Genomic DNA, 12,055 nt, shown 5'->3' with positions numbered 1-12,055 from the left:
ATATAGTGCAGACATTTAGATTGAGCCAGGAATAGACATTAGCATTGAGCCTCTACAACTTAGGTTCGCATAATGCATATTATGTTAAATTGAATTAATGAGACATAAAGCCCATAACCTTTTTATGACCTTATATAATGAGTTAGCTTCCCTGCCCATTTTACTTACATATATTATATGGATTAGATAACTTGTTCATAACTTCCTATACATTTCGCTTAAAGAGCAGCTACGCTGGTTGGCCCGAAAGTACTCATCAGCCAGCCAGCGTCTGTAAAAAAGCATCCAGCTATTACATAAAACGGTCAGCCCCGCCTGAAGCCTCAATAGTCTGGCCAGTAACAAACTGATTCCGACCAGAAAGTAAAAATGCGGTGATTGCCGCAATATCTTCTGGCAATCCAAAACGCCCTACAGGCGTTTTCTCTTTGCCTAATAATGCCATGATCTCTTTATCTGTTTTGTCCGCTAGCTCATGATGACGATCACGGACATTCGGCAGCATATTCTGAGCCCAGTTATCCGTCATAACAGCACCTACCCCCACCGCGTTAACCAAAATCCCATCAGGTGCAACACTCAGTGCCAAACTACGAGTTAGATTATTGATTGCAGCGCTCAGAGCATGTGAAACCGTCAGTTGGGGGTTTGGATAGATACCACCAATAGAGGAAATGTTGACAATGCGTCCCCAGTTTCGGGCCTGCATTCCGGGTATAACAACCTTACAAAACCGTCGCATTGCAGAAAACTTAGTCTCTGTCATCAACTGCCACTCTTCTTCTGATGTAGTCAGCAGCGTGCCTGCGTGGGCCCTTCCGGCATTATTTATAAGCAAATCAATGCGCTGAAAAATACTTTCCGCCTGTTTTACCACTAGCTCAGGCAGTTCAGGATCCATCACGTCCCCAGCAATAGGCAGTACTGTTACACCGTATTTATCTGCAAGTTTTTGTGCCGCTAATATCAGTTGTGCTTTTTGTCTAGCAACCATGATCAGATGCACACCATTCGCGGCCAATTCTTCACAAATACTGAAACCAATACCAGTTCGAGCTCCAGTTACTAGAGCCACTTTACCGGCCAGTTTTAAATCCATCTTTAACTCCTTACATTATGTTCAGTGATTAATGTGAATAACATTAATAACAATTTTCGGTTTCAAACACTTGGGGAATAAAATTCAGACGTCTGAATAAAGTGGTCAAAGAATCAAAAATAGATATTGCTTAGAGTTGACAACATTGAGTTTAGAGCGAGGTATGAACATGTGTACTGATAGCGAGGAACTTTCTTCCGTCAAGATCTTAATGCTGGCAATTATTTGCTGTATTGTTGTCGCGAATATTTATTTTAATCAATCCATTCTGAATCTGATTGCGGGTTCTTTTCCTAATGAATGGAAAGCCATTTCTTTGATCCCCATGGCCACCCAATTAGGTTATGCGGTAGGTTTGTTCTTGTTGATCCCGCTGGGTGATTATATAGAACGTCAACGACTTATCCTTCGTCAGGCACAAGTGCTGTTTTTGGCACTGATTGGTATGATATTCTCTCCAACAGCATCAGTGCTAGTGTTTTTCTCTTTCCTGACTGGCATTGCAGCCACCGTCGCCCAACAGATTGTACCGCTTGCAGCTTCGCTATCAAAAAGTTCTTCACGCGGTAAAACGGTGGGAACGGTAATGAGTGGTGTTTTGGCAGGAATTCTAGCGGGACGGGCTATTGGCGGCTTTATCGGTCAATATTTCGATTGGCGAGGAGTCTTTTTATCAGGCGCAGTCATGACACTGTTAGCGATATTTTTCATCGCCCGTATTTTGCCTTCTCAGTCATTACCCACCCCAAAGTTTAACTATCTCACAGTACTGCGTTCCTTAGCGCTGTTGTGGAAAAATGAACCACAACTGAGAAATGCCACACTGACACAAGCCCTGTTATTTGCCTCCTTCAGCGTATTATGGACAGCCCTCCCTTTCTGGTTAGACTACCGCTACCATTACGGGGCAGGCATAACTGGGTCTCTGGCAGCGCTAGGGTTAATCGGAATTCTGTGTGCGCCTCTGGCAGGAAGTATCAGCGATCGTCAAGGCTCTTTTAGAATGGTTGTCTTGGGCATAGTGCTTATGCTGCTGGCCTGGATTATTTTCTGGGGCTGGAACAGCATAGCCGGTATGGTGGTAGGCATTCTATTACTGGATGCGGGGGAACAATGCGTCCTGATCGCGAATCAGCACACCATTTATTCTTTGTGTATCGAGGCCCGAAACCGTCTTAACACAGTATTTATGTGCATCATGTTTATCGGTGGCGCATGTGGATCAGTGACGGCAACTTGGCTATGGGAAACCACGCATAACTGGATGTTGATTGTGGCTGCTGGAGCAGGGTTCGTGATGTTGGGTATGTTAATCGCCATCAGATACAACACTTCATCCACCCAAACGAGTACATAGCTCTAGCGCATTTCTGATATCTGTTGAGTGTTGAGAATCATCGATATGGTTTAACACCTCCGTGATTAACTGTTTTGCCATCACACGGTCACCGCTTTCAACTAGCAGCGTTGCTAGCGAGCAAACAATGCGCAAAGCCCAGCCATATGCTTGTTGCTGATATGCTTTATTAAGTGCCAGTTCTAATTGCTGGCGCTGAGCGCAGATCGGTAAATGTATCGCGGAAAGACGCATCAGTTCAGGAGTACACCAGTTTTCATACGGAGTTTGCTGGGAAAGTTTGCTATCCATTTCTGATAATAAAGGAGAGTACTGCCAGTCTAGCCCCATGCCTCTCAGCGATCTAAATAACATAGTTTGTTGGATATTGGAATGACTGAACTGCTCAGCCCAATGGAGGAACAACTCACCGTAAGTTTTCCAAAAATAGAGATCATGTTTTTCAGCCAGTTCAATAAGCCAGAGAGCGGCCTTTCTTACCCAGCGCGGATTGCGATCTAGTGCCGCAGTCATGCAGGCACCTTCCGCCAAAGCGCAACACAACGAACAAATATGTTGTAAACGCGCCGCTTTTTTCACTGCTCGCCATGCAATCTGCTTAGCGGTTTTATATTCACCCTGTACCCAAAGTACACGGGATAAAAATGCCTCTCCGGCAGTTTGCTGATCGAGCCCAAAACGGAAAGCGTGCTCGGAACCGTCAATGGCAAACCGGTCTAAAGATTGTTGCAAATAATCACGACCGAGAGCATGCAGGCCCAAAAAATGCCAAGATACCCCCACAATTCGTAATCCTGTAGCCAGCGCGTTCGTATCATTAATCGCCCGCGCGAGCGAGCACATTGACTGTGCATGATGAAGGGATAGATCCAGTTTTCCGGTACGTAAGTAATATAACCATAGCCCATAATAAGCTTGTAAGCGGATTTCGTTATCGTCGAGTTGTTCAGCAAGTGACAGCGCAGTTTGCCAAGTGAATCGTGTTTCAGGAGTGGGACCTTTTGCCCAAGTTGATGCTTTACCCGCTGCTGCGCTGAGATTCATTCTCTGATGTAATGTTAATACTCCCTGCAAACGCACTTCATTAAGTTGCGGATAAATATGACGCTGACATTCATGATAAAGTGAATATTCAATCCAAAATGGCGTCATGGACTGTAATATATCAAGTCCTTTTGCAGGGTTACTCCCTTCAGTTAAGGTGTGCTGTAAAACACTGCGTAAATCATTCAGGACGCAGTCATAATGCGCTCGCCACTGTTTTGTTGGCAGCCTATACCAATCGAGCTGAGCTTGCTCCGCTTGGCGATGGCAATAGTCAGCAAACTGAGCGGCAAGCATTGGATATACTCCTTGCAGCCTGAGTTTATCGCAAGCGAACTGACGAAGGGTTTCCAGTAAACGAAAACGGGTAACGGGTACCTGAGTGATGACTTGAATCAGTGACAGGGAAACCAATCGTTGGAGATCATCGACAATCTGCCAACTATGTTCTTCAGGAGTCTGTAATAAGTCAGTCACGACGTTCACGGTGAACATATCGGTGAAAATCCCCAAAGAGCAGAATAATTTCTGTTCACGTGGATTGAGTAATTGATAAGTCCACTCTAGCGTAGTCTTGATTTTTTGATGTCGAGATACCCGAACGCTTTGCCTGTTGCTCAAAAGCTGAAAACGATCTTCCAGACAATGATAAATCTCACTGACACTCATAATAGGCAACCGAGAGGCTGCAAGTTCAATTGCTAGGGGGAGCCCGTCAAGATGACGGCATAATTCACCTATCACTGGCAGCTCAGCATTTGATGGATGGTAATCAAATCGCTGAGTCTGAGCTCGTTCAATAAAGAGGCGGACGCAGGGAAACTGGAGCAATCGTTGAAAATCGGCCTCTTCTTTTTCCGGAACCACCAGTGGCGGAAGGAGGTACTGTTGCTCACCAGCAATTTCTGTTGCCGCCTGACTAGTAAGCAACATGGCAATATGCGGCGCTGCATTCAGTAGCAAGGCAATCACTGGTTTTAACTCTTTAATAACATGCTCACCATTATCAATCATCAACAAGCATTGGCGTTGAGCGAGCTGATGAGATAAATCATAACCGTTATGAACGGCAGTCAGTGGCAGATGCAAAGCCTGTGAGAAAGCGGAGAGAAGACTGGTAGCATCAGAGATGTGCGCCAATTCAACCACACAAACGCCATCTGGATACTTTGTCCGAACGAGATTAACGACTTCCCAAGCTAAACGTGTTTTACCCACGCCGCCTAGACCAGTGATAGTGACAAGTGGGTGCTGACGTATTAAGGCGCATACCTCCTGCACTGCTTGATCACGCCCTAAAATAGAGGTTAGAAAAGGAAAAACAACGGGTGGGTTTCTGCTAAGTTTTGGCGATACGACTTGATGACTAGGCAAAAGATCAAAACGGTAGCCGGCACCAAATTCGGTCGTCAGAAGATGACGATCGTTGCCAAGCACGCGACGGATGGCAGAAATCTGCGCCTGAAGATTATTTTCCTCAACAATTTCATTACCCCATACCTGAGTAAGCAATCGGTCTTTACTTACGACTTGGCCTTGTGCACTGACCAGAACAACCAGCACATCAAAGGCTCTGGCAGAAATTTTAACCGGTTTACCGCGATGCAGCAGGATCCTCAATTGAGGCCACATTTGCCACTCAGCAAAGCGGATTTCATCGGTAGATTTCATGGTGTCACTCTCTTTTTTCGGGATCCTCTGTCGCAGGTCAGCGGTAGTATAAAATCGGGGCAGCGTGCCTCATAACACAGTGGTTAATTCAGCAATAATAACATAGGGGATTTCTCATCACAGCCAAATGAGCTATATAAAGCACAATAACATTGAATTGTTCAGTGGAGAGACAATATCCAAATTTGGCACTGCACTGCCCTCAAACAAACGCTCAAGTATCTAATTTAAGCGAAGAGCTGACGCACATATAGTAGTGCAACAAAGATGATTTTTTGAATTAGATCGTTCATATTGATTGGAAATATTTCACTTCTACGAAGAAAGTTAAATTAACAAAGGCTGAAAATGACAAAGCTTGAAGAATTAAAAAATATTTATCCCGATGCACTTGTATGGCAATTTGGCGATAGCCCAGAACTTGCTGACGAGCTCGTACAACTAGTTTTGAGTGGGATTAAAACAGCGACATGCTCTTCGATAGCGTCTTTTCAGCATGAATATAAACGCGGCGAAGCCCCCTGTGTTGGTAGCTATAATATTGTTCTTAACGGAACCGGGCAGCCGATGTGCGTGATCAGAACTCTCAAGATGCAAGTCATTCGCTTCAATGAAATGACCAGTGAACTCGCCAGTAAAGAAGGTGAAGGTGATTTAAGTTTAGAACATTGGAAAGAAGGCCATAAGCGTTTTTTTGAACGTGAAGGCTCTTATTCTGAAGAAATGGAACTTATCTTTGAGGAATTTGAACTTATAGAAACTTTTTCTATGTCATAAAAAGCAGACGTGAACCTAGTCAAATTCCGTAGAAGTTAAATTAACGTAGGCGTGTTAAGAATTATAATAACCTCATGGGCTGAGCGCCTACAGTGAGCTACCCAGCCTCTTTAAAATAACGTTTACAGTGTCGAGTTTATACAGAAAATATTAATAAAGAATTAAGGCCATCAAAATTTCGTCTCGATATTCCGAGCCCTCTTTCAACGCTCGAGGTTCCACACCGTAAATTTTGAAACCCTGTTTTTCATAGAGTTTGATAGCGGCGATGTTTCCGTCTACTACGCTCAACATGATTTGCTCAACATGCTCACGTGCATAGTTTTTTACTGATTGCAGTAGCTTTTCAGCTACACCTCGCCCCCGAAATTCAGGCTCAACAAAAACACTCGATAAATAAGCTTTGTGAGCATCCTTCACTCCATCCTCTTGTTTAAAGACGCATAAACCGACAATCTTCTCTTCTATATATGCACCGAATGCCGTAAAACTATCCAACCTTTTCATAAATTGTTGAATTGACAGTTTTTTCTCGCAATCATAAATGGAACCGAACATTTCTGGTGATTCCTTCAGCGCTGATAAGCGAATGTTACGAAAATCGTGTACATCATCAACGCCAAGTAGGCGAATTTTAGGTTCAGTCATAGTATTAAATTTTATTTCCTGAATATTAACTTTTATATACTCTATATCAATATAAGGTCTTACGTATTTTTTTATTGAATCTTATTTAAAAATTATATTTACCAATAAAATGATAAGCATTTAGGCGCAAATAAGCGCTATCATCAGCCGTATAAATTGTCTTCTTTAATACTTATATATTGAGTGGAAAATGAAAAAAATTTATCAATGGGCTCACCAAAATTATCGAATAACAACAGATCCAGACGATTTTGATATACCTTCTATTCATCAGTACCTAACTCGTTCAAGTTGGGCAAAAGGAATTGACCTAGAGACGGTGACTCGGAGTATTTCTCATAGCCTTTCCTTTGGCCTTTTTCACAATGATAAGCAAATTGGTTTTGCCCGTATCGTCACTGATTGGGCGACATTTGGTTATTTATGTGATGTTTATATTCTTGAAGAATATCAACACCAGAAGCTCGGGCTATGGCTAATGAAATGCTGCCATTCTCACCCTTTAATAATGCGTCTACGTCGGGTCATGTTGGTAACATCAACAGCCCCCTGGTTATATGAAAAAGTCGGATATGAACCGATAAACCGAGAAAACTTTGTTTGGGGAATTGTTAGGCCAGATATTTATCAAAAAATGGAATAAATGACGAGTCGTAAGTGACTGACTTACTATACCAATGTTACGGTGTCACGTATTGGTGCAGCACTTTAAGTTTAAACGGGCGTAGGGCTGGTTTATTTAGCCCTATTCTTCTTCAACTATATAATTGATAAACCACTAACCTTTAAATTTTTTATAAAATTCTTGGCCACATATCGTTTTTGTGAAAGTTTCAGTTACAGTAGCAACAGAGATTGGCCTATCTTTCGCGACATAGATAAAATCTTTTCTTATTTTATCTTCATCTTTGACCTCTGCAATTTTGCCATCAATGATTCTGTCTGAATCATAATTCACACAATACCCTATAATTTTAGATGACTGTTTGTCTTTTACTGTCATGATTTCATTATACTTAAACTGATAACCTTGGTTTGCATCAGCCAGTTTTTGTTTTGTCTTTGAAGTCAAAGCAAATGGGCTGGCAACACGATTAACAGCATCAGCGTACTCATCATTCATTTTCTTGCTGACAAACTGCTGATCTGCTGTTGTTGATTTGGCATAAATGACACCCTGCTGCGCTGTTTTAACGCTATATTCTTCCCAATCTTCCGATTCTTTAACAAATGGCATTGCACCATCTAATATATTGGAAAATTTCCCCCAAACATCGGTATTTGAACTGCAACCAGATACGAATAAAACTGAGGTACTCAACATACCGAATAAAAGGATCGTTTTTTTCATTTCTCTTCCTATAAAATAAAGCACTAAGTTGGAATAATGTTAAGTATAGGTAGAGAGTTCGGTATCTTCAAATGCAAACATTAATAAAACATTTGATTTTGTTATGTATTTTCACTTAATTACGCACTGAGTTTTGTATTTTAAACTCGATAAGGATAATAATGGGGAATTTCCGCCACTATTATCACGAGAGATAATTTAAGAAACCAAAAATACGGTGCGCTTATCGTTGTTATCAACGTGCCACACATGTGCTAATTGGCTTAATGGGATGGTTTGGTAAGGCAAGTTAAATCCTTTCCTCGCAGTTGCGAGCAATAACTCTCCAACGCAAGTCACTAAATCCTCAAGCGAAACACTACCTAACCCGCTGCCGATTAACATAAGGCTCGAAGAACGTAATACCTTACTGCTTAACTGAACCTCATCGCCGCTAATTGAACCAATTTGCACAAAACGAATCGGGTCACTTTCCACATTTACCGCTGCGTTGAGGATAGTCGTTGCACTTTCTCCCCACAAATAATCCAGAACAATATCAATGCCTCTATTAAATAATCGGGGTAATTCTTCTGCAAGTTTATCTAACGGAATAGCTTCATCCGCACCTTGTTGGCATAACAGTTCTAGTTTTTCGAGATTACGCCCCGTGACAATCACTTTTGCTGCCCCAAGATGTTTCGCAATGGGGACGGCAAGCGAGCCTGATGTCCCTGTTGCACCGTTAATCAAAACGGTATCACCAGGTTGAATTTTTGCTTGGCGAGTTAATGCCGCCCAAGATGAAAAGCCAGGGTTGGCAATCGCAGCCGCCAGTGCGGCGTCTAAATTTTCAGGTATATCAATACAATGGGCTACTGGCACCAACGTTTGCTCTGACATACCACCCCATGGAGCATCAGGCAATAAAAAATAGACGCGCTTTCCATTTTCAAGCCGTCCTACGCCATCAACCCCTGCAATAAATGGGTATTGCGTCGGGGAGCTATAATGGGCCCCCGCCGCACGTACTCTTGCCAACTGACTTAATGCACTTGCTTCAACGTTAATGAGAAAGTGCCCTTCTTGTTCGATAGGTGCATCGACATCAGCATAGACCGGGGTCTCCCCTTTATTTTTCACAATAGCGGCTTTCATTTTTATTCCTTCCATATAAGTGTATAATGCACATATTAAATGAAGATAAATTAAACACCAAGAAATAATATGCAAAATACACCTAATTTACGGAAAATAGATGAACTTCATAACGCATTGCTGCGTATTGTTTTTCAATTTAATGATCCTAACCGCGATGATATTCTTATTAAGGCAGCAGGAATAAATTTAGATAAGGCATTGTTTCCTTTACTAATTGGTATAGATAGATTTGGCCCTGTGGGCATTGTTGAGTTAGCGAACATGGTCGGGCGGGATTACACCACCGTCAGTCGCCAAGTGGGGAAATTAGTTACATTACAATTAGCCATCCGCCAGCAAGATAGCCAAGATAAGCGCATTAATAATGCCCTAATCAGCCCTAAGGGAAAAGAAATGACAACAAAAATAGACCAAACACGCTACCAGTTTTATCAACAAATGTTTAATCAATGGAGTGATGATGAGATAGACATCTTTAAGATGTTGATTGAAAAGTTTTCAAGCGCCTTAACGCAATTTGAAACCCCTTAACATAAGTAAGGGGCGTTTTTAATCAAACAGGCCTATCTATTTTATTGGCCGCTTTTTCTAACAAGCTATCTAAGCTGGAATGCAGTAAGTGGTTTTTCACCGCTTTGCTTTCAACCTCCAGTTGAGATCCAATTTTTTTATCCATAGTATAGATATTCACTTTGCCAGCAACATGCTCATATAATAATAAGCCATCAACCCCCTCACCTTGCTTATCATGGAACTCAGTTAATACCTTTTGCATGCGGGTTTTCGCTTGCTTATCCCCTTCCACGGCTTTGCGTAAGTCTTCTGTTAATAAGCCAACGGGGGCGGAATAAACATACAGCACCTCAACAGAATAGCTACCATCATTGCCATCACAAATAAAACAGTTGTGATCCTGAGCGTCAGAAAGCGCGTTCATTTCGCGCAGCTCGATCACTAATTTTTGTCCATCTTTGTATGGGTCTTGGGATATATCGAGAAACACTAAGCGGTATGGACCAGGATCACCTGCAAAAGCACTTGTTATGCTACAAAGTGAGATAAACCCCGCAGTGATTAATGAAAGGATACGTTTCATAAGTGGCTCAACGAGAATAAATGTCCCTTTACTGTACGAGGTTTACCTATATAAAGAAAAGAGTGAATTATCTTATTCATCAGTCTGGGCTCATCAGAATTTTAATTCACGAAATGATTGTAACGTATACATTGCAAAATACTCAAAAAACCGCTAAATTGTAATATATACATTACAATCCGAGGCTGCTATGAAAATTTCAATGGCAATGTCAGATTTAGCAATAACACAAGAACTCTATAACCGCCTTGAATATTATAGACAATCTAGGGGGCTGTCACAGGAAGAGCTTGTCGAAAATCTAGGTATTAGCCGGCCAACCTACGCACGAATACAAAAAGGCACTTGTAGCCTTGGAACATTTATCAGCGTATTACGCGAGCTGAATTTATTGGAAGGGTTCGACACATTGGTCCCCCCACCGTCTTTACGCCCTTCAGAAATAGTTAAACAACAAAATGTTAGGCGTAATCAAATACAGACCAAACTCTCTGTCAAAGAAATGTTAGCTAACCGAAAAAATAAAGGTTCGATATGATAGCCAAATCTTGCACTGTCTTTTTTGATAATATACCCACGGGCTATTTGGCCTATACAGATGATAGCGGATTTGCAACGTTTGAATATACCAAAGAGTGGCAAAAAGAGGGTTTTAGTCTCTCCCCACTTCACTTACCGTTGAGTTCACAAACCTATACTTTCCGCAGTTTACCTGTTGATACCTATCGCGGTTTGCCTGCTGTATTTGCAGACTCCTTGCCCGATGATTTCGGAAATGCCCTGATCAATGCGTGGCTGGCACGCCAAGGTAAAGACAAATCACAATTTTTAGCCTTAGACCGATTACTCTATACTGGAACTCGGGGCATGGGCGCACTTGAATACCAACCGACGAACTACCCGAACGCTAAAGAAGACACCCCAATATTGATTGAAGAATTAGTCAATATTGCCCAAAAAGTGTTGGATGCACGAGATGATTTGCATTTAACGGATAGTGAAGAATCCTCGATGTCTAAATTACTGCAAATCGGCACCTCTGCAGGTGGCGCACGTGCTAAAGCCGTAGTTGCAGTCAATAAAGACCGCACAGAAATACGCTCAGGCCAAGTAAAAGTCCCTGAAGGATTTGAACATTACTTACTTAAATTTGATGGTGTTGTAGAGCACCAAAGCAATAAAGAAACCTTTGGCGACCCAAAAGGATTTGGGGTGATGGAGTATGTTTATTACCTGATGGCCACGAAAGTGGGTATTGAAATGTCAGAATGTGAGTTATTAAGGGAAGCACAGAGTGGGCGTGCTCATTTTATGACTAAGCGCTTTGACAGAGTGGGAAATTTAAAATATCACGTCCTCAGTTTATGTGGTTTAGCGCATGCAGACTTTAGAAAACCAGGTGCATTTAGTTACGAAGAGCTACTGTTAACTGCAAGGCAATTGGGTTTATCAAATAAGGAGCAAGAGCAAATATATCGCCGAATGGTGTTTAATATCATCGCCCGTAACCATGATGACCACACCAAGAATTGGTCATTTATGGTGAACGACCAATACGAATGGCAGTTAGCGCCTGCTTATGACCTCGCTTGGAGTTATAAAAAAGATTCAGAATGGGTACAATCTCACCAACTGTCCTTAGCGGGCAAACGTGATAAGTTTACCCATGATGACTTGCTGTCAATCACAGAACAAATTACGCACCTACGTAGAAATAAAGCAAAAAAAATAATTGATGAAACAATTGCCGTGGTCTCAACATGGCAAGAGCTTGCTGAACACCATGGTGTTCCAGCTGCGCTGAGGGAGAGTGTCTGGAATACGCTCAGATTAAAATGGTAACGTATATGTTACAAAACCCATAATAAAAGC

At 42.1% G+C, this 12,055-nt stretch carries 12 protein-coding genes; 6 read left to right on the top strand and 6 right to left on the bottom strand.

Translation table 11 applies throughout. The features are described 5' to 3' along the window. Positions 1 to 292: 292 nt before the first annotated feature. Positions 293 to 1,099, bottom strand: a complete 807-nt coding sequence (locus KDJ85_RS09480) for an SDR family NAD(P)-dependent oxidoreductase (RefSeq protein ID WP_225819446.1) — start codon at positions 1,097 to 1,099, stop codon at positions 293 to 295. A 169-nt stretch (positions 1,100 to 1,268) separates the two neighbouring features. Between KDJ85_RS09480 and KDJ85_RS09475 the strand changes: the two genes are divergently transcribed. After that, on the top strand, positions 1,269 to 2,456 hold the full coding sequence (locus tag KDJ85_RS09475) for an MFS transporter (RefSeq protein ID WP_225819445.1): 1,188 nt from the start codon (positions 1,269 to 1,271) through the stop codon (positions 2,454 to 2,456). Here the strand turns inward: KDJ85_RS09475 and KDJ85_RS09470 are convergent. Beyond that, on the bottom strand, positions 2,433 to 5,171 hold the full coding sequence (locus tag KDJ85_RS09470; RefSeq protein WP_225819444.1) for an ATP-binding protein: 2,739 nt from the start codon (positions 5,169 to 5,171) through the stop codon (positions 2,433 to 2,435). The two genes, KDJ85_RS09475 and KDJ85_RS09470, sit on opposite strands and share 24 nt — an antisense overlap. Positions 5,172 to 5,519: 348 nt before the next feature. Between KDJ85_RS09470 and KDJ85_RS09465 the strand changes: the two genes are divergently transcribed. Then, entirely contained in the window at positions 5,520 to 5,948 is a 429-nt protein-coding gene (locus KDJ85_RS09465) for an ASCH domain-containing protein (RefSeq protein ID WP_225819443.1), read from the top strand. Between the two features lie 150 nt (positions 5,949 to 6,098). Here the strand turns inward: KDJ85_RS09465 and KDJ85_RS09460 are convergent, their stop codons facing one another. Then, complete coding sequence (locus tag KDJ85_RS09460) at positions 6,099 to 6,596, bottom strand: GNAT family N-acetyltransferase (RefSeq protein WP_225819442.1); 498 nt, start codon at positions 6,594 to 6,596, stop codon at positions 6,099 to 6,101. Positions 6,597 to 6,786: 190 nt separating this feature from the next. On the opposite strand from KDJ85_RS09460, the gene KDJ85_RS09455 reads away from it, so the two are divergent. Next, a complete protein-coding gene (locus KDJ85_RS09455) occupies positions 6,787 to 7,239 on the top strand; it encodes a GNAT family N-acetyltransferase (protein WP_225819441.1) in 453 nt (150 codons plus the stop codon). 135 nt (positions 7,240 to 7,374) lie between these two features. Here the strand turns inward: KDJ85_RS09455 and KDJ85_RS09450 are convergent, their stop codons facing one another. Together KDJ85_RS09450 and KDJ85_RS09445 are read right to left on the bottom strand one after the other, a co-directional pair. Further along, positions 7,375 to 7,947 (bottom strand): hypothetical protein, encoded by a 573-nt coding sequence (locus KDJ85_RS09450; protein WP_225819440.1) that lies wholly within the window; start codon positions 7,945 to 7,947, stop codon positions 7,375 to 7,377. 198 nt (positions 7,948 to 8,145) lie between these two features. Continuing rightward, positions 8,146 to 9,084 carry a quinone oxidoreductase family protein gene (locus tag KDJ85_RS09445; protein ID WP_225819439.1) on the bottom strand — a complete coding sequence of 313 codons (939 nt, stop codon included), beginning with the start codon at positions 9,082 to 9,084 and terminating at the stop codon, positions 8,146 to 8,148. A gap of 69 nt (positions 9,085 to 9,153) precedes the next feature. Here KDJ85_RS09445 and KDJ85_RS09440 point away from each other — a divergent pair, with 69 nt between their 5' ends. After that, positions 9,154 to 9,618, top strand: coding sequence for a MarR family winged helix-turn-helix transcriptional regulator (locus tag KDJ85_RS09440; RefSeq protein ID WP_225819438.1), 465 nt, complete (start codon positions 9,154 to 9,156; stop codon positions 9,616 to 9,618). 22 nt (positions 9,619 to 9,640) lie between these two features. Here KDJ85_RS09440 and KDJ85_RS09435 read toward each other — a convergent pair whose 3' ends face one another. After that, on the bottom strand, positions 9,641 to 10,183 hold the full coding sequence (locus KDJ85_RS09435; RefSeq protein WP_225819437.1) for a hypothetical protein: 543 nt from the start codon (positions 10,181 to 10,183) through the stop codon (positions 9,641 to 9,643). A gap of 202 nt (positions 10,184 to 10,385) precedes the next feature. On the opposite strand from KDJ85_RS09435, the gene KDJ85_RS09430 reads away from it, so the two are divergent. Both KDJ85_RS09430 and KDJ85_RS09425 read left to right on the top strand, forming a co-directional pair. Continuing rightward, positions 10,386 to 10,721, top strand: coding sequence for a helix-turn-helix domain-containing protein (locus tag KDJ85_RS09430; RefSeq protein ID WP_225819436.1), 336 nt, complete (start codon positions 10,386 to 10,388; stop codon positions 10,719 to 10,721). Then, positions 10,718 to 12,025, top strand: coding sequence for a type II toxin-antitoxin system HipA family toxin (locus KDJ85_RS09425; protein ID WP_225819435.1), 1,308 nt, complete (start codon positions 10,718 to 10,720; stop codon positions 12,023 to 12,025). The genes KDJ85_RS09430 and KDJ85_RS09425 overlap by 4 nt, the downstream gene beginning before the upstream one ends. Positions 12,026 to 12,055 lie beyond the last annotated feature (30 nt).

The sequence above is a fragment of the Providencia vermicola genome (assembly GCF_020381325.1).
GTDB classification, from domain to species: domain Bacteria; phylum Pseudomonadota; class Gammaproteobacteria; order Enterobacterales; family Enterobacteriaceae; genus Providencia; species Providencia vermicola.
The sequence above is the reverse complement of the archived record's forward strand: the minus strand, read 5'-3'. Positions and strand labels throughout refer to the sequence as shown.